Here is a 20,572-nt window from a genome sequence, read left to right on the forward strand (position 1 = left end):
ACGCCCCGCTCCCTGGGTTGCCGATTTGGAGACACAATGATCCCGTTGTCGTTCGCGCAGCGCCGGCTGTGGTTCGTGGACCGGTTCGAAGGCCCTTCGCCGGCCTACAACGGCGCCTTCGCCCTGCGACTGACCGGTGCGCTGGACGCGGGTGCGCTCGAGGCGGCGCTCCGCGACGTCCTCGACCGGCACGAGGTCCTCCGCACGGTGATCGCCGAGGGCGACGACGGTGTTCCGCACCAGCGGGTGCTGACGTCCGGGGAGAGGCCGTTCGCCCTGCCGGTCGTCGAGGCCGCGACGGAGGAGGAGCGGGCGGCGGCGGTCGGCGACGCGGCCACCGAGACCTTCGACCTGGCCGCCGATGTGCCGATCCGCGCCAGGCTGGTGCGGTCCGGGCCGCGTGAGCACACCCTCGTCGTCGTGGCGCACCACATCGCCGTGGACGGGGAGTCCTTCGGGCCGCTGTTCCGCGATCTCACCACGGCCTACGCGGCCCGCGCCGCGGGCAGGGCCCCGGCGTGGGAGCCGCTCCCGGTGCAGTACGCGGACTACACGCTGTGGCAGCGGGACGTGCTCGGCGACGAGTCCGATCCGCAGAGCCTGGCGGCCGGGCAGCTGGCGTACTGGCGCGAGGCCCTGGCCGATCTGCCGCAGCCGCTGGCCCTGCCGGCGGACCGCCCGCGCCCGCGGGTGATGAGCCCCGACGGCGACCGGGTCCGGTTCTGCCTCGACCCCGGCCTGCTCGGGGCCGCGGAGAAGCTGGCCGCGGAACAGGGCACCACGGTCTCGATGGTCATGCACGCGGCGCTGGCGGTGCTCCTGCACCACCTCGGCTGCGGTGACGACGTGCCCATCGGCGCGCCGATCACGGACCGCACCGACGAGGAGCTGCGGGACCTCGTCGGGTTCTTCGTCAACACCTGGGTGCTGCGCGTCGACCTGTCGGGGAACCCGACCTTCCGGCAGCTGCTCCAGCGGGTGCGCGAGAGGTCCCTCGCCGCGTACGAGAACCAGGACATGCCGTTCGAGCGGCTGGTGGAGCTGCTCAACCCGGACCGGTCCACCGCCTACAACCCGTTCTTCCAGGTGATGCTCTCCTGGCAGCCGCCCGTGCCGGCTCTGGAACTCCCCGGCCTCGCCGTGCGGATCGAGCGGCTCGAGACCGGGACAGCCAAGTTCGACCTGTTCTTCGACCTGCTCCCGGACGGCTCGGGCGGGGCGCGGTGCCGTCTGGAGTACGCCACCAGCCTGTTCGACCGGGACACGGCCGAGACCATCGCGCAGCGGTTCACCCGCGTACTGGGGCAGCTCGTGGCCGGCTCCGAGCGCGCGATCGGCACCGTCGACGTGCTCGGCGCAGACGAGCGCGACCGGTTGCTCACCCGGTTCGACGACACCGCCGCACCCGTGCCCGAACTGACGATCCCCCAGCTGTTCGAGAGCCAGGTCGCCCGGACGCCCGACGCCCCGGCGCTCGTGTGCGACGACCGGACGCTGACCTACCGGGAGCTCGACGACCGCGCGAACGGCGTCGCGTGGGAGCTCATCCGGCGCGGCGCCGGCCCCGAGGACCTGGTGGTCCTCGCGCTGCCGCGCACCGAGGACCTGGTGGCCGGCCTGCTCGGGATCCTCAAGTCCGGTGCCGGATATGTGCCGTTGGACCCGCAGTACCTCAGCGGGCGAGCGGAGGGCGTGCTGTCGGAGGCGGCTGTGCGCTTCGCGGTCACCGACAGCGCGACATGGCGGAGGATGCCGGGCAACGACGTCTCGGCCGTCGACCTCGACCACCGCGCGGACTGGACCACACCCCAGGGGGCGCCGGACGACGCGGCCCGGATCGCGCCGCTCGGGCCGGACAACCTGGCGTACGTCATGTACACCTCCGGCTCCACGGGCAAGCCGAAGGGCGCGGCGATCACCCACCGGGGCGTCGTCAACGGAGTACGGGAACTGGTGCGCGTCCTCGACGCGCCGCCCGGGTGGCGCATGCTGGCCGGCACCTCCGTCAACTTCGACGTCTCGGTCTTCGAGCTGCTGACCACCCTGACCACCGGCGGCACGGCCGAGGTGGTCGCGAACGCGCTGGCGCTCGCCGAGCGGGACGGCTGGGACGGCCATGTGATCAGCGGGGTCCCCTCGGTGCTCGGGGCACTCGCGGGCCACCTCCGCAAGGCGCCCGGCGTCCGCTCGGTCGTGTTCGCGGGCGACGTGCTCCCGGCCCGGCTGGTGCGGCAGGTCCGCGAGGCCCTGCCCGGCGTGCAGATCGTGAACTCCTACGGGCAGAGCGAGAGCTTCTACGCCACCACCTTCTCCCTCGCGGCATCCGAGGACGGGGCGGACGGCGATGTGGCGCCCATCGGCACCCCGCTGGGGAACATGAGGGCCTACGTCCTCGGGCCGGGACTGTCCCCGGTGCCGCAGGGCGTGGTCGGTGAGCTGTACGTGGCCGGCACCTGCCTGGGCCGCGGCTACCACGCACGCCCGGGTCTGACCGCCGAGCGCTTTGTGGCCGGCCCGTTCGGCCCTCCCGGTGAGCGGATGTACCGCACGGGGGACCTGGCCCGCTGGAACGCGCGGGGGCAGCTGGAGTGCCTCGGCCGCGACGACGGCCAGGTGAAGGTGCGCGGCTTCCGCATCGAGACGGCCGAGACCGAAGCCGCGATCACCGCGCACCCCGGGATCAGCGAGGCGGTCGTGATCAGCCGGGAGGTGCCCTCGGGCGGGCGGCGGCTCGTCGCGTACGTGGTGCACACCGGCGAAGGAGCCGTCGGCGACGACGGCGCGGGCGGTATCGGCGACGTGGACGTGCTGGCCGGGGCCTCGTCCGCCGAACTGCGCAGGTTCGTCGCGGCACGGCTGCCCGACTACATGGTGCCGTCGGCCTTCGTCGCCCTCGGCCGGCTGCCGCTCGGGCCGACCGGCAAGCTGGACCGCTCGGCCCTGCCCGAACCGGAGTTCCTCGGCGAGGCCTACCGGGAGCCGCGCACCGAGGCCGAGGTGATCGTCACCGAGGCGTACGCGGACGTGCTCGGTGTGGACCGGGTCGGAGCCGACGACGACTTCTTCGCGGTGGGGGGCGACAGCCTGCGGTCGATCCAGGTGGTGGCGCGGGCCCGGGCCCGGGGCCTGGAGCTCTCCACGCGGGAGATCTTCGAGAGCCGCACGGCGGCCCGCCTGGCCGAGGCGGCCTCCGCCCGCCGGGGCCGGGCGCCCGTGCTCGCGGAACTCGACGGCGGCGGCGTCGGGCCGATGCCGCTGCAGCCGGTGGCCCGGCAGGTGTTCGAGCACGGCGGCGGGACGAATCGGTTCGCCATGTCGATGGTCCTCGAACTGCCCGCGGGCATCGACGCGGACGGCCTCACCACGACGCTGGACGGCGTGCTCGGCCGGCACGACCTGCTGCGCGCGCGGCTGGTGCGCGGCGACGAGCCCCTTCTCGTCCCGCGTGCGGCGGGCGCCGTGCGGGCGGCGGACCTGATCCGCCGGGTCGACTGCGACGGCCGCTGGGACGAGCCGTCCTCGCTGGCCGCGGCGAGGGCCGAGCTGCACGACGCGGTCGGCCGGCTCGACGCGGAGGCCGGAAAGGTGGCGGACTTCGTCTGGTTCGCCGCCCCCTCGGGTGCCGGCAGGCTGCTCGTGGTGCTGCACCACCTGGTGGTGGACGGTGTCTCCTGGCGGATCCTCATGTCGGACTTGGCCGAGGCGTGGCAGCAGGTCCGCTCCGGCAGGACGCCTGAGCTGCCCGCGGTCGGCACCTCGGCCCGCCGCTGGGCGTCGGCCCTGGCCGACGAGGCGCTCTCCGAGGAGCGGGAGGCGGAACTGCCGTACTGGCGGGACCTGCTCGACGTCACCGAACCCCCGCTGGGCACCCGCGCCTTCGACCCGGCGGTGGACGTGTGGGCCACGGTCGACACCGTGCGCGTGCAGCTGCCCGCCGACGTCACCGAGGCCGTCCTGACCACGCTCCCCGCCGCATTCAAGGGCACCGGCACCGACGTCCTGCTCGCCGCGCTCGCCCTGGCCGTCGACCGGTGGCGCGGTACCGAACGCTCCACCCTGGTGCGCCTGGAGGGCCACGGCCGCGAGGAGGACCTCGTCCCGGGCGCGGACCTCTCCCGGACCGTCGGTTGGTTCACCAGCATGTACCCGGCCCGGGTCGACGTGCGGGGCGTGGACCCGGCCGAGGTGCTGGCCGGCGGTTCCGCGGCCGGCCAGGCCGTCAGGCGGGTCAAGGAGCAGCTGCGCGCCGTCCCCGGCAAGGGCATGGGGTACGGGCTGCTGCGCTACCTCAACCCGCAGACCGCCGAACAGCTCGCCGACCACCCGGCACCGCAGATCGGGTTCAACTACCTGGGCCGGATCTCCGGCTCCGACGTCCCCGGGCACCTGCGCGCCGAAGGCTGGGGCCCGGCCTCCTGGTCCGCCGAGCTGATCGCGGAGCCCGACCCGGATCTGCCCGCGCTGTCCGCGCTGGAGGTCAACTCCGTCGCCACGGACACCGCCGAGGGCACGCAGCTGCACGCCGCGTTCATGTTCCCGACCGGGGTGCTCACCCGGGAGCGGGTCGCCGAACTGGCCGAGCTGTGGGCCGAGGTGCTGCGCGGCATGGCCTCGTACGCCGCACGCCCGCTGATCGGCGGGCTCACCCCCTCCGACGCCCCGCTGGTCACCGTGAGCCAGGACGACATCGACGGCTGGGAGAAGCGCTACGGCCGGCTGGTCGAGGTGTGGCCGCAGGCCCCCGGGCAGTCCGGGATCCAGTTCCAGGCGGCCCTCGCCGACGGCAGCTTCGACGTCTACCACATGCAGTTCGTGCTGCACCTGTCCGGACACGTGGACCCGGAGCGCATGCGGGCGGCCGGCCAGGCCCTGCTGGAGCGCTACCCGAACCTGCGCTCCGCGTTCGTCACCACGGCCGGCGGCGAACCGGTGCAGGTCGTGGCGGAGCACGTCACCCTGCCCTGGCGGCACCTCGACCTGAGCGGCCTGACCGAGACCGAGCAGAACGCGGCGCTCGACCGGGCCCTCGCCGACGACCGCGCCGACCAGCTCGACCCCGCCCGCCCCCCGCTGCTGCGCCTGGCGGTGCTCACCTGCGGGCCGAAGCAGACCAAGCTCATCCTCACGGCCCACCACACCCTGTTCGACGGCTGGTCCTCGCCCCTGGTGATCACGGACCTCATCCGGCTGTACGCCGAGGCCGACGACCTCTCCCCGGTCCGCTCCTACGCCGAGTACCTGGCCTGGCTGTCCCGGCAGGACCGCGAGGCCTCGGCCGCCCGCTGGAAGACCGAGCTGGAGGGATTCGACGAGCCGACCCGGGTCGCCGCGGACCTCCCGGTCCAGGGGGAGGCGTCCTCCCTCGGCCGGGTCGAGGTGCCGCTGTCGATCGACAAGGGCCGCGAACTCGCCAAGCGCGCCGCCGAACTCGGCGTCACGCTGAACACGCTGCTGCAGGGCGCGTGGGCGATCCTGCTCTCGAAGCTGACCGGGCGGCACGACGTGGTGTTCGGCGCCGCCGTCAACGGCCGCCCGGCGGACCTGGCCGGTTCCGGCGAGATGGTCGGCCTGTTCATCAACACCCTGCCGACCAGGGCGCTGTGCCGACCGGAGCTGAGCATCGGCGACGTCGTCACCGACCTCCAGAACCGGCAGGTCACCCTGCTCGACCACCACTACTACGGGCTGGCCGACATCCAGCGCGCCACCGGACTGCCCTCCCTGTTCGACACGATCGTGGTGTTCGAGAACTACCCGATCGACCGCGAGGGCATCGTCGACGCCAACACCTCGGCCGGCTTCACGATCGACGCCATCCGCCCGTTCGCCGGCTCGCACTACCCGCTGACCCTCAACGCCTCCGACCCCTACCTGCGGCTCTCCCTGGACTACCAGACCGACATCTTCGACCGCGACGCGGCCGAGATGATCGCCACCCGTCTCGTACGGGTCCTGGACCAGGTGCTCGAGGATCCGAAGGCACCCGTCGGCGCCGTGGAGGTGCTGGCGCCGGAGGAGCGGGAGCGGCTGGTACGGCGGATCAACGACACCGCGCACCCGGTGGCGGAGGGCACCCTGCCGGACGCCTTCGAGGAGCAGGCGGCGCGGACGCCGGACGCCCTCGCGCTGATCGGCGAGCACGAGACCCTCACCTACGGGGAGTTCAACCGGCGGGCCAACCGGCTGGCGCACTGGCTGGTGGAGCGGGGTGCGGGCCCCGAGGCGCTGGTCGCGGTGCGGATCCCGCGGTCGGTGGAGCTGATGGTGGCGATCTACGGCGTGGTCAAGGCCGGTGCGGCGTACGTGCCGATCGACCCGGACCTGCCCGAGGACCGGGTGCGCCGGGTCCTGGACAGCGCCGGGCCGCTGCTGGTCCTCGACGGGGCCCTGCCGGACACGGCCGCGTATCCGGAGTCCGACCCCGAGCGGGTGCTGTCGCCGGACAACGCCGCCTACGCCATCTTCACCTCCGGCTCCACCGGGGCACCCAAGGGCGTCCCGGTGGCGCACCGGGCGATCATGAACCGGCTCGCGTGGGGCCTGGACCACTTCGACGTGGGCGTCGCGGACCGGGTGCTGCTGAGCACGACGGCGAGTTTCGACGTGTCGGTGCCGGAGCTGTTCGCGCCGCTCCAGGTCGGGGCCGCGGTGGTGATCGCGCGGCCGGACGGGCGGCGGGACCCCGGCTACCTGGTGGATCTGGTGCGGCGCGAGAAGGTGACGGGGGCGGACTTCGTGCCCTCACTGCTGGAGGCGTTCGTCGCCGAACCCGCGGCCGCGCAGTGCACCAGCCTGCGCTGGATCGAGGTGGCGGGCGAGGCCTTCCCGGCCGCGCTGGCCGAACGCTTCACGACGCTGCTGCCGCAGTGCACGGCCCACAACCTCTACGGCCCCACCGAGGCGGCCGTGGAGGTCACCGCCCACCGGTACGTGCCGGGCTCGGACCGGCTGCCGATCGGCACCCCGGTGTGGAACACCCGGGTCTACGTGCTGGACTCCGCGCTGCGCCCGGTCCCGGCCGGGGTGACGGGCGAGCTGTATCTGGCCGGCGACCAGCTGGCCCGCGGCTACCTCGGACAGACCGCGCTGACCGCGAACAGGTTCGTGGCCTGCCCCTTCGGAGCGCCCGGGACGCGGATGTACCGCACCGGCGACGTGGTGCGCTGGAGCCGGGACGGCCAGGTGGAGTACCTCGGCCGCTCCGACTTCCAGGTCAAGATCCGCGGCTTCCGCATCGAACTCGGTGAGATCGAACAGACGCTGACGGCGCACCCGGACGTCGGCGCCGCCGTCGCCGTGGTGCGCGAGGACCGCGCCGACGACCAGCGACTGGTCGCGTACGTGGTGCCGGGCGACGGCACGGCGGCCGCCGGGCCGGACGTCACGGCCGTGGCGGACCTGGCCCGGGAGCACCTGCCGGAGTACATGGTCCCCTCGGCGATCGTGCCGCTCACCGAGTTCCCCGTGACCCCGAGCGGCAAGCTCGACCGCAGGGCGCTCCCCGCACCGGACCCCACCGAGGCCCCCGCCGGACGGGGACCGCGCGACCGCACCGAGGAAGTCCTCTGCCGGCTGTTCGCGGAACTGCTGGGCGTGGCGGAGGTCGGCATCGACGCCGACTTCTTCGACCACGGCGGGCACTCCCTGCTGGCCACCCGGCTGGCCGGCCGCATACGCAACGAGCTGGACGTCGACGTGAAGGTCACGGCGGTCTTCCGCAATCCGACCGTCGCCCAGCTGGCGGCGCGGATCCAGGACCCGGCCCCGTCGCACCGCCCCAGGCTGCGTCCCCGGCTGGGCCAGACGACCGTTGAGGAGCAGCGTCGATGATCCCCTTGTCCTTCGCCCAGCGGCGGATGTGGTTCCTCTACCGCCTGGAGGGCCCGACCCCGACGTACAACATTCCGTTCGTGCTGCGCCTGGACGGGGCGCTGGACACGGCGGCCCTGGCCGCCGCGGTGGCGGACGTCGCGCACCGGCACGAGAGCCTGCGCACCCTGATCACCGAGAACGAGGACGGCACACCGGAGCAGCGGATCCTGCCCCCCGAGGAGGCCGTCCCGCACTTCCGGGTGGTCGACGCGGCCGCGGACGCGGTGGACGCCGCGGTGCGGGGGGCCACGCGCGAGGGCTTCGAGCTGGACACGGAACTCCCCCTGCGCACCACCGTGTTCCGCCTCTCCCCGCAGGAGCACGTGGTGGTGTTCGTGTTCCACCACATCGCCGCCGACGGGGCGTCGATGGCGCCGTTCATGCGGGATCTGCTGTCGGCGTACGCGGCGCGCAGGCAGGGCGGCGCGCCGCGGTGGGCGCCGCTGCCGGTCCAGTACAAGGACTACACCCTGTGGCAGCGGGAGCTGCTGGGCGACGAGGAGGACCCGGAGAGCGTCGCCGCCGAACAACTGGCCTACTGGCGGGGCGAACTGGCCGGGGTACCGCAGCCGGTGCAGCTGCCGCTGGACCGGCCGCGGCCGACGGCGGCCGGCCACCGCGGCGGTGACGTCGACTTCGAACTGGACGCGGAACTGCTCCGCGGGATCGGGAAGCTGGCCGCCGAGCACGGTGCCACGGCGCCGATGCTCGCCCAGGCCGTGCTCGCGGTGCTCCTGCACCACCTCGGCGCGGGCAACGACCTGACGATCGGCAGTCCGATCGAGGGGCGCGCCGAGGAACAGCTCGAGGACCTCGTCGGGTTCTTCGCCAACACCTGGGTGCTGCGCGTCGACCTGTCGGGCAACCCGTCGTTCGGCGACCTGCTGGAGCAGGTGCGGGACAGGGCCCTGGCCGCCTACGACCACCAGGACGTCCCGTTCGAGCGCCTGGTGGAACTGCTGAGCCCGCAACGCACCACGGCGTACCAGCCGCTGTTCCAGGTGATGCTGGCCTGGCAGTTCGAGTGGTCGCAGATCGACATACCGGGGCTGCGGGTCACCCCGGTCCCGGCGGGCACCGGTACCGCGAAGTTCGACCTGTTCCTCAACATCGTCCCGGCCCCGTCGGGGGGCGCGTACGGGCGGCTCGAGTACGCGGCGGAACTGTTCGACCACACCACGGCCGAGAACCTGGTCGACCGCTACGTGCGCGCGCTGCGGCAGGTGGTCGCCGATCCCGGGACGCGGCTCGGTGCCGTCGACGTGCTCACCGGCGCCGAACGGGACCGGCTGGCACGCCTGAACGAGACGGCGTCACCGGTACAGGACGCGACGGTGGCGGAACTGGTCGCCGCCCAGGCGGCGCGGACACCGGACGCGACCGCGGTGGTCTGCGGCCGGACCGTCTTGTCGTACGCGGAGCTGGAGGCCCGCGCGGGCCGGCTGGCCGCGGTGCTGCGGGACCACGGAGTCGGGCCGGACACCCCGGTCGCCGTGGCACTGCCGCGATCCGCGGACCTGGTGGTCGCGCTGCTGGGCGTCCTCAAGGCCGGCGGCGCCTATCTGCCGGTCGACCCCGGCTACCCGTCCGCGCGCATCGGCCTGCTGCTCGGCACCGCCGATCCCGTGCTGGTGGTGACCGACCGCACGACGGCGGCGACCGTGGCCGGGTGCCGGCCGCCGGTACTCCACCTCGACGACCTGGACCTCGACGGGCCCGCTCCCGGGCTCGCGCCCGCCCGTACCGGGCCGGACGGCCTGGCCTACGTGATGTACACGTCCGGATCGACCGGCACCCCCAAGGGCGTCGCCGTCTCCCACGCCGCCGTGGTGAACGGGGTGCGCGACCTGCGCCGGATCGCACGGGTCGGGGCGGGGTCCCGGATGCTCGCCGGGACGTCGGTGAACTTCGATGTCTCCGTGTTCGAGGTCTTCACCGCGCTCACCACCGGGGCGAGCGTGGAGGTCGTCCGTGACGTGCTCGAACTCGCCGAACGCGGCAGCTGGTCGGGTACCACCCTCAGCGCCGTGCCCTCGGTGTTCGCCGCGCTGCTCGACCAGATCGGCACCGGCGCCTCCGACGGCCTCGAACTCGACGTGGAGACCGTCGTCCTCGCGGGCGAGGCGCTCCCGGCCGACCTGGTCCGCAGGGTGCGGGACACCCTGCCCGACGTCCGCGTCGTCAACGCCTACGGGCAGACGGAGAGCTTCTACGCCTCCACCTTCACCGTCCCGCGGCAGTGGGACGGGACCGGCGCCACACCGGTCGGACGGCCGCTGGCCAACATGCGTGCCTACGTTCTGGGGCCGGAGCTGGCTCCGGTCCCGCCCGGTGTGACCGGCGAGCTGTACGTCGGCGGCCTGGTGGCCCGTGGCTATCACCGCAGCGGCGGCGCGACCGCGGAGAGGTTCGTCGCCTGTCCCTTCGGTCCCGCGGGCGCGCGCATGTACCGCACCGGTGACCTGGCCCGGTGGGACGACGACGGCCGGCTGACGTACGAGGGACGAGCCGACACCCAGGTCAAGGTGAACGGCATCCGTGTCGAGCCGACCGAGATCGAGACCGTGCTCGCCCGGCATCCCGCGGTCGGCCGGGCGGCGGTCGCGGTCCGCGAGGACCACGGCGGCACCGCGCGGCTCGTCGGCTACGTGGCGCCGGCGGGCACCGCGGACGGCGAGGCCGGTTCCGGCGCCGGCGTGCCGGCGGCGGAACTGCGGCGGTTCGCGGCCGAGCGGCTGCCCGACTACATGGTGCCCGCCCACCTGGTGGTGCTCGACCGTCTGCCGCTGACCGCCAACGGGAAGCTGGACCGGGCCGCGCTGCCCGCGCCGGAGTTCGCCGGTGCCGAGTACCGGGCACCGCGCACCGCGACGGAGCGGGTGCTGGCCGAGGTGTACGCCGACGTCCTGGGCGCCGGACAGGTGGGCGTCGACGACGACTTCTTCACCAGCGGCGGCGACAGCATCCGGTCCATCCAGGTGGTCGCGCGGGCCAAGGCGCGTGGTGTGGCGGTCAGTACGCGGGAGGTCTTCGAGCACCGTACGGTCGCCCGGCTCGCGGAACTCGTCGAAGGCCGGGAGGCGGAGGAGCAGGTGGTCCTGCCCGAGCTGCCGGGTGGCGGCGTGGGCTGGGCGCCGCTGCCGCCGACGGCGGCGCACGTGCTCGCCCTGGGGGGAGGCATCGGCCGGTTCTGCATGTCCGCGATGCTGACCCTGCCCCACGGCGTCGACCGCGCGGGGCTGGTCGCCACCCTGCAGGCGGTCGTCGACCGGCACGACGTGCTGCGGTCCCGGCTCGACCGGGCGGACCCGGGCCTGCGGATGCAGCCGGCCGGCGGTGTGGACGCCGGCGCGCTGCTGCACGAGGTCCCCTACGCCGGCGCCGACGTCCAGGCGGAGCTGGACGCGGCCGCGGACCGGCTGGACCCGGACGCGGGCGTGATGGCGCAGTTCGTGTGGTTCACCGCGGACACGGGTGCGGGCCGGTTGCTGATCGTGCTGCACCATCTGGTCGTCGACGGGGTGTCGTGGCGGATCCTCGTGCCGGACCTGGTGTCCGCCTGGCAGAGCCGGGACGGCCGCACCCCCGCCCCGGCCGGGGCGGGGACGTCGTTGCGGCGCTGGGCGCACGCCCTGGCCGACGAGGCCGCCGCCCCCGAGCGGGTGGCGGAACTGCCCGTGTGGCAGGAGATCCTGCGCACCGGCGAACCGGTGCTGGGGGCACGGGAGGTGGACCCGGCGCGCGATGTCGCGGCCACCGTGGACACCGTGCGCGTGCGGGTGCCCGCGGACGTCACCGGGATCCTGCTGAACACGCTGCCCGCGGTGTTCCGCGGCGGCGTCGACGACGGGCTCCTCGCCGGCCTCGCCCTGGCCCTGGCGCGCTGGCGCCGCACACGCGGTGAGTCCGCCTCCCCGGCGCTGGTCCGGCTGGAGGGACACGGCCGCGAAGAGCACCTGGTGCCCGGCGCCGACCTGTCGGGCACGGTCGGATGGTTCACCGCCATGTTCCCGGTGCGGCTCGACGTCACCGGCATCGACCTGGCGGAGGCGTTCGCCGGCGGCCCGGCCGCCGGACGGGCGGTCAAGGCCGTCAAGGAGCAGCTGCGGGCGGTGCCGGACAACGGCATGGGCTACGGCCTGCTGCGCCACCTCAACCCCGAGACCGCCGCCGCGCTGGCGACGGAGCGCCGGCCGCGCATCGGGTTCAACTACCTCGGCCGGGCCTCCGGCGCGGACATCCCCGAGGAACTGCGCGGCCTGGGCTGGGCGCCGGACACCACGCACCCCGACCTGATCGCCGCGCCGGACGCGGACATGCCCGTACTGTCCGCGCTGGAGATCAACACGGTGGCCGCCGACACGCCCGGCGGCGAGGAGCTGACCGCGTACTTCGGCTTCCCCACCGGCGTGCTCGCGCGCCAGGAGGTGACCGAGCTGGCCGGGCTGTGGGTCCAGGCGCTGACCGCCCTGGCCCGGCACGCCACCACCCCGGACGCCGGCGGGCTGACCCCGAGCGACGCGCCCCTGGTCCGGGTGCGCCAGGCGGAGATCGACACCTGGGAGGCCCGCTTCGGCACGCTGGCCCAGGCCTGGCCGGTGACCCCGGTGCAGTCCGGGCTGCTGTTCCACTCCATGCTGGTCGCCGAGGAGACGTTCGACGTCTACCACATGCAGCTGGTGTTCCATCTGTCCGGCGAGGTCGACCCGGAGCGGATGCGCCGCGCCGGGCAGGCACTGCTGGAGCGCTACGACAACCTCCGCGCCGCGTTCGTCGACCGGGCGGACGGCGACGTGGTGCAGGTGGTGCCGCGGACGGTCACCCTGCCCTGGCAGCACCTCGACCTGACCGCGGCCCGCGCGGAGGAGCGGACGGAGACATTCGAGCAGTTCCTCGTCCAGGACCGGGCCGCCCACTTCGGGCTGAGCACCCCACCGCTGATCCGGCTGGCCCTGGTCACCCTCGGCCCCGGCCGGTCCGAACTCGTGCTCACCGGCCACCACGTCCTGTACGACGGCTGGTCGACGCCGCTGCTGATGCGGGACCTGATGCTGCTCTACGCGTCCGACGGCGACCCCACCGGGCTGCCCGGCACGCGAGGCTTCGGCGACTTCCTGGCCTGGCTCGTCCGGCAGGACGAGGAGGAGTCGGCGCGGGTGTGGGCGGCCGAGCTCGCCGGCGTGGAGGAGCCGACGCTGCTCGTGCCGCGCGCGGCCGGGAAGCACGGTGCCGCGGGAGTCGGGGACCTCGAGGTGGCGTTCGAGGACATGCCCGGCCTGACCCGCCGGGCCGCGCAGCTCGGCGTCACGGTCAACACCCTCGTGCAGGGCGCCTGGGCCGTGCTGCTCGCCCACCTCACCGGGCGGTCCGACATCGTGTTCGGCGCCACCGTGGCCGGCCGCCCGGCCGCCTTCATGGACGCCGGTGACATGGTCGGGATGTTCATCAACACCATCCCCGTGCGCGTGCGCTGCGAGCGGCAGGACACCTTCGCCGCCCTGCTCACCGCGCTGCAGGACCGGCAGGGCGCGCTGCTGGACCACCACCACCACAGCCTCGCGGAGATCCAGCAGGCCACCGGGCTGAGCACGCTGTTCGACACCCTGGTGCTGTTCGAGTCGTTCCCCGTCGACCGGGACGCCCTCGACCGGGCCAACACCACGGCCGGTGTCGCCATCACCGGACTGCGGCCGTTCGCCGGCTCGCACTACCCGATCACCCTGACCGCCGCGTCCGAACCGCACCTGCAGATGGCCCTGCAGTACCACCGGGACCGGCTGGACCGGGACGCTGCCGCGGGGATCGTCGACCGGCTCGTACGCGTCCTGCGGCAGGTCGTCGCCGACCCGGACGTGCGCGTCGGAGATCTCGACGTGCTCGGCGCGGACGAGCGGGAGTGGCTGCTGCGCACGGCGAACGACACGGCCGAACCCACGCTGGAGCAGGGCCTGGTGGCGGCCGTGGAGAGGCAGGCGCGGGCGACACCGCGGGCGCTCGCCGTCATCGGCGAGGAGCGCTCGCTGACCTATAGGGACCTGGACACGGAGGCCAACCGGCTGGCGCACTGGCTGATCGACCGCGGCGTGCGGCCGGAGTCGCTCGTCGCCGTCCGCCTGCCCCGGTCGACGGAACTCGTGGTGGCCCTGCTGGCGGTGCTGAAAGCCGGCGCGGCCTACGTCCCCATCGACCCGGACCACCCGCGTTCCCGGATCGACCACATCCTGAAGGACTCGGACCCGGCGCTCGTGCTCGACGCCGAAGCGCTGGCCGCGGACCGTTCCGCCTGCCCGGACTCGCCGCCGGCCCCGGCCGTCTCACCCGGGAACACCGCGTACGTCATCTACACGTCGGGATCGACCGGGACCCCGAAGGGGGTCGCGGTTCCGCGCGGCGCACTGGCGAACTTCCTGGCCACGATGCGGCGGCGGTTCCCGCTCACGCCCGGCGACCGGTTGTTCGCCGTGACGACGGTGGCGTTCGACATCGCCGGACTGGAGCTGTACCTCCCGCTGATCTCCGGGGCGGCGGTGGTGCTCGCGGGGAAGGAGACCGTGTCCCGGCCGTCGGCCGCCGTGGCGGCGATGCGCCGCCACGGAGTCACCCTCGTGCAGGCCACCCCCGCCTTCTGGCAGATGCTGCTCATGGACGACCCGGACGCCGCGCGGGGCCTGCGGATCCTGGTCGGCGGCGAGGCCCTGCCCGCGCCCCTGGCCGGGGCTCTCGCCGCACAGGCGGCCGAGGTGGCCAACATGTACGGCCCGACCGAGACGACGATCTGGTCGACGACGGCCCCCGTCGGGCCGGGACGCGGTGTCCCGCCGATCGGCGAACCGATCGGGAACACCCGGGTGTACGTGCTCGACTCCCGCCTGCGCCCGGTCCCGCGCGGGGTCGACGGTGAGCTGTACATCGCCGGTGCCGGCCTGGCCCGCGGGTACCAGGGCCGGCCGGACCTGACCACCGGACGGTTCGTCGCCTGCCCCTTCGGCGAGCCCGGCACGCGGATGTACCGCACCGGGGACCTGGTGCGATGGGGCGGGAACGGCCGGCTGGAGTACGTCGGGCGCACCGACTTCCAGGTCAAGATCCGGGGCTTCCGGATCGAACTCGGCGAGATCGAGCACGTGCTGGCCGCGCACCCCGGCGTGGCGCAGGCCGCGGTCGTGGTGCGCGAGGACCGGCAGGACGACAAGCGCCTGGTCGGCTACGTGGTGCCGGAGCCGCATACCGCGGCGGCCGACGCGGGCGCCCAGGTGGACGAGTGGCGCGCGGTCTACGACGACAGCTACACGGCCTCCGGGGACCAGGCGCTGGGCGAGGACTTCCAGCTGTGGCGGTCCACGTACGACGGTGAGCCGATTCCGCGCGAGCAGATGCGGGAGTGGCGGGACGCGGCCGTGGCGCAGGTGCTGCGGTACGCCCCGCGGCGGGTCCTCGAGATCGGCGTGGGCTCCGGGCTGCTCCTCGCCGGGATCGCCGGCGAGGTCGAGGAGTACTGGGGCACCGACCTCTCCTCCACGGTCGTGGAGCGCGTCCGGGCCCAGGCCGCGCAGGCCGGCCACGGCGGGCGGGTGCGGCTGAGCGCCCAGCCGGCCGATGACATCACCGGGCTGCCCCGGGGCGGGTTCGACACCGTGGTGCTCAACTCGGTCGCGCAGTACTTCCCCGGCGTGGAGTACCTGGACCGGGTGCTGCGCCAGGCGATGGAACTGCTCGCACCGGGCGGCCGGATCATCGTCGGCGACGTCCGCAACGCCACCACGCTGCGGGTGCTGCTGACCGCGGTGCAGCGGGCCGCGCACCCGCACGCGTCGCACGAGGAGCTGCGGACGCTGGTGGAGAAGGCGCTGCTGGCCGAGCGGGAGCTGGTGGTCGCCCCCGAGTGGTTCGCCGACTGGGCGCGTGAACACGCCGACGGCGTCGACATCCGGCTGAAGCCGGGGCGGGCGCACAACGAGCTGACCCGGCACCGCTACGAGGTCGTCCTGCACAAGCAGCCGGCCGACCTCCTCGACCTGGCCGGCCTGCCCGCGGCCGAGTGGGGCCGAGAGGTGTCCGACCTCGCCGGACTGCGCCGCCACATCGACCGGGCGGGCGACCGCCCGGTGCGGGTGACCGGGATCCCCAGCACGCGCCTGGACGCCGAGGTCACCGCGGCGGCCCTGGCCGGCGTGCCGGGTACGGCCGCCCGCTCCGCCGGGCCGCTCGATCCGGAGGAACTCGCCGCATGGGCGCGGCGCCGGGGCCGGTACCCGGTCCTCACCTTGTCGGGCGCGGACGTGCGCTGCTTCGACGTGGTCCTGCTGCCCGAGCGGCGGACCGTCTCCGGAGGGTTCGTGCCCAGCGGCGCGGCCGGGCGGACCCGGTCGAACCACCCGGGGCTCGCCCGCGCGATCGGCCCGCTGCTCGCCGAACTCCCCCGGCATCTGCGCAAGCACCTTCCCGAGTACATGGTCCCGGCCACGGTCGTGCCGCTCTCGGAGATCCCGCTGACGCCGAACGGGAAGCTGGACCGGCGGGCGCTGCCGGCGCCGGACCACGCCCGGGTGTCGACCGGCCGGGCGCCGCGCACCCGGCGCGAGGAGACCCTCTGCGCGCTGTTCGCGGAGGTCCTCGGCCTGGAGAAGGCCGGCATCGACGACGACTTCTTCGCGTTCGGCGGGCATTCGCTCCTGGCCACCCGGCTGATCAGCCGTGCCCGTGCCGAGCTGGGGATCGAGATACCCATCCGCAAGATCTTCGACCTGCCGACGGTCGCCGCGCTCGCAGCGTGGTCGGAGGAATCTGCCGCTCCCCGTCGCCCAAGCCTGCGCCTGATGTTCGGAAATGGAGTGAAGCAATGATTCCGCTGTCATTCGCCCAACGCCGGATGTGGCTTCTGCACCAACTGGAGGAAGGGGCGGAGACCTACAACATATCGGCGGCGTTCCGGCTGACGGGCCCTCTGGACCACGCCGCCCTCGTCGCGGCGATCGGCGACGTCGTCGGCCGGCACGAGATCCTGCGCACCGCGTACACGACGGGCGACGACGGTGAGCCCTCCTCGCGGATCCTGCCGCCGGAACGGGCGACGCCGCAGGTGCCCGTCACCGAGGTGGCGCCCGAGGACGTGTCCGCCGCGATCGACGGGGCCGTCTCCCACCGCTTCGACCTGACAGCCGAACTCCCCCTCCGGGCGCACCTGCTGCGCTGCTCCCCGCAGGAGCACGTGCTGGTCCTCGTCATCCACCACATCGCTTCGGACGGCAGCTCGGGCGCACCGCTGGCACGGGACCTGGCCGCGGCCTACACCGCGCGCCTGGAGGGCCGGGCGCCGGACTGGGAGCCGCTGCCCGTGCAGTACAAGGAGTACGCGCTGTGGCAGCGCGAGGTGCTCGGCGACGCGGCGGACCCGGGCAGTCCGGCCGCGGCGCAGATCGACTACTGGCGCGACGAGCTGGCCGGGGTGCCGCAGCCGCTGAACCTGCCGCTGGACCGCCCGCGGTCCGGGGAAGCCGGCTCGCGCGGCGACACGGTCCCCCTCACCGTCGCACCCGAGCTGGCGGCCGGGCTGCAGACGCTGGCCCACGAGCGCGGCACGACCATGTCGATGCTCCTGCAGGCCGCGCTGGCCGTGCTGCTGCGCAAGCTCGGCGGCGGGGACGACGTGACGATCGGCTCGCCGATCGCCGGCCGGACCGACGAGGCACTGGCCGACCTGGTCGGCTGCTTCGTCAACACGCAGGTGCTGCGCGTGGACCTCGCGGGCGGCCCGTCGTTCACCGACCTGCTCGCACAGGTGCGCAACAAGGCGCTGACGGCCTACGAGCACCAGGACGTGCCGTTCGACGTGGTGGTCGAGGCGATCAACCCCGACCGCTCCGCGGCGTACCAGCCGCTGTTCCAGGTGATGTTCGCCTGGCAGAACTTCGCCGGCAAGGACCTCGAACTTCCCGGGCTGAAGGTGGAGTTCGAGCAGGCGATCACCTCGACCGCCATGTCCGACCTGTTCTTCTTCCTGGCCGAGGACGCCTCGGGGGCCCTGCGCGGCGACCTCCAGTACGCCACCCGGCTGTTCGACCGTGCCTCGGCCGAGGCGATCGCCCGCCGGTACGTCCGGGTCCTGGAGCAGCTGGTCGTGGATCCGTGGGTGCGGGTGGGCGCGGTCGAGGTGCTGGGGGAGGGGGAGCGGGAGTGGTTGGTGCGGGGGGTCAATGACACCGCGTTCGAGGTGGCGGGGGAGACGTTGCCGGGTGCGTTCGAGGCGCAGGTGGCGCGTGATCCGGAGCGGGTGGCGTTGGTCGGTGAGGGCGAGACGCTGTCGTACGGGGAGTTGAACCGGCGGGCGAATCGGTTGGCGCATTGGCTGGTGGAGCGGGGTGCGGGCCCGGAGCGGTCGGTGGCGGTGCGGATCGCCCGGTCGGTGGATCTGCTGGTGGCGTTGTACGCGGTGGTGAAGTCGGGTGCGGCGTATGTGCCGGTGGATCCGGGGCTGCCGGAGGACCGGGTGCGGCATGTGCTCGATCGTGCGCGGCCGTTGCTGGTGCTCGAGGGGGAGCTTCCGGATGTGTCGGGGTATGCGGAGGTGGATCCGGAGCGGGGGTTGTCGCCTGATCATGCGGCGTATGTGATCTTCACGTCGGGTTCGACGGGTGGGCCGAAGGGTGTGCAGGTGTCGCACCGTTCGATCATGAACCGGTTGAAGTGGGGTCTGTCGTATTTCGGGGTGGGTCCCTCGGATCGGGTGTTGCTGAGTACGACGGCGAGTTTCGATGTGTCGGTGCCGGAGTTGTTCGCGCCGTTGCAGGTGGGTGCGGCAGTGGTGATCGCGCGTGCGGAGGGGCGGCGGGATCCGGGGTATCTGGCGGAGCTGATCCAGCGGGAGGGGGTGACGGGGGCGGACTTCGTGCCGTCCTTGCTGGAGGCGTTCCTGGCGGAGCCGGGTGCGAAGGGGTGCTCGAGTCTGCGGTGGATCGAGGTGGCGGGTGAGGCGTTCGCGCCGGCGCTGGCTGATCGGGCCGTGGAGGTGCTGCCGGATTGCGCGGTGTTCAACTTGTACGGGCCGACGGAGGCGTCGGTGGAGGTGACGGCGTGGCGTCATGTGCCGGGTCTGGATCGGGTGCCGATCGGTGCGCCGGTGTGGAACACGCGGGTGTACGTGCTGGACGCGGAGTTGTCTCCGGTGCCGGTGGGGGTGGCGGGTGAGCTGTATCTGGCGGGTGCGGGGCTGGCGCGGGGGTATGTGGGCCAGAGTGGTCTGACGGCGGGGCGGTTCGTGGCGTGCCCGTTCGGTGGACCGGGTGCGCGGATGTACCGCACCGGGGATCTGGTGCGGTGGGGTGGGGACGGGCAGGTCGAGTACATCGGCCGGACCGACTTCCAGGTCAAGGTCCGCGGGTTCCGGATCGAGCTCGGTGAGGTCGAGCAGGCGCTGAGCGCGCACCCGGACGTCGGCGCCGCCGTCGCCGTGGTGCGCGAGGACCAGGAGGGCGACAAGCGCCTGGTGGGTTATGTGGTGCCCGAGCCCGGCGCCGTGCCGGGTGACGGCGGTGTCCGTCAGGGAGAGGGGTGCCAGGTCTACGACGCCGAGTCGACCGGCCCGCTGCTCGCCGCCCTCTGCGAGCACCTGCGCGCCCGTCTGCCCGAGTACATGGTGCCGTCCCCGCTGATCCCCGTCTCGGAGATCCCGCTGACCCCGAGCGGCAAGCTCGACCGGCGGGCCCTGCCGTCGGAGCACGCGCCCGCCGTGGTCCGCCGGGAGCCGCGCACCCCCCACGAGGAGAAGCTGTGCTCCTTCTTCGGCGAGCTGCTCGGCGTGGAGAAGGTCGGGATCGACGACGACTTCTTCGCCCTCGGCGGGCACTCGCTCCTGGCCACCCGGCTCAGCGCCCGCATCCGCAGGCAGTTCGACGTCTCGCTGCCCCTCAGCACGATCATCAGGTACCCCACGGTCGCCGAACTGGCCGTGGTGCTGCTCACCGGCGGCGCCCACGACCAACACGCCGACCCGTTCGCGGTCGTCATGTCGCTCAACAGCGATCCGGGCACGGGGAAGGAGCCGGTGTGGTTCTTCCACGGAGGGGGCGGCGTGGGCTGGGGCTACTTCAGCTTCGTGCTGCACCTGCAGGACCGGCAGGGCTACGCCCTGCAGTCCCGCGGCTTCGACGGCACGGACGTGCTGCCGGGGTCCGTGGAGGAGATGGTCGACGACTACCTCGCCCAGATGCTCGCGATCCAGCCGGACGGGCCCTTCTACCTGATCGGCTGGTCCTACGGCGGCACCGTCGCCCACGCCGTCGCCGCCGAACTCGAACGGCGTGGGCACCAGGTCGCCTTCCTGGCCATCCTCGACTCCCTGCCCGCGCAGGAAGGCTTCGCGCAACTGGCCGGCCGCGCCGTGGCGGCGTACCGGGAGGACCTCGAGGGCTACTTCGGCCAGTTCGTGAAGACCGACAACAAGGCAGAGTTCCTGGACACCATGGCGAAGGTGCTGGCCAACAACCAGTCCGCCATGGCGAAGTACCACTCGCCGGTCTACAGCGGCGACGTGCTGTTCTTCAACGCGGCGCTGAAGGACGAGGGGTCGTGGGCGCACCTGTGGCGGCCTTACGTCCTCGGCTCCATCGAGGAGCACGACGTGCGGGCCACGCACGGCGATCTCCACATGCCCGCCCCCGTGGCCGAGATCTTCGATGTCATCAACCGCAAACTGGCGGACTGA

The 20,572-nt window shown here is 73.5% G+C and carries 3 protein-coding genes; all 3 read left to right on the forward strand.

Features of this window, described 5'->3' with window-relative positions; genetic code table 11:
• Nucleotides 1–36: 36 nt before the first annotated feature.
• Genes ACFW6P_RS24235 through ACFW6P_RS24245 form a run of 3 tightly spaced genes read left to right on the forward strand, consistent with a single transcriptional unit; the run spans nucleotide 37 to nucleotide 20,572 of the window.
• Nucleotides 37–7,830, forward strand: coding sequence for an amino acid adenylation domain-containing protein (locus ACFW6P_RS24235; protein ID WP_386424759.1), 7,794 nt, complete (start codon nucleotides 37–39; stop codon nucleotides 7,828–7,830).
• A complete protein-coding gene (locus ACFW6P_RS24240; protein ID WP_386357815.1) occupies nucleotides 7,827–16,715 on the forward strand; it encodes an amino acid adenylation domain-containing protein in 8,889 nt (2,962 codons plus the stop codon). Before ACFW6P_RS24235 ends, ACFW6P_RS24240 begins: the two co-directional genes overlap by 4 nt.
• Complete coding sequence (locus ACFW6P_RS24245; protein ID WP_386357817.1) at nucleotides 16,712–20,572, forward strand: amino acid adenylation domain-containing protein; 3,861 nt, start codon at nucleotides 16,712–16,714, stop codon at nucleotides 20,570–20,572. Before ACFW6P_RS24240 ends, ACFW6P_RS24245 begins: the two co-directional genes overlap by 4 nt.

It is taken from the genome of Streptomyces sp. NPDC058741 (assembly GCF_042746715.1).
In the GTDB taxonomy this organism is placed as follows: Bacteria; Actinomycetota; Actinomycetes; order Streptomycetales; family Streptomycetaceae; genus Streptomyces.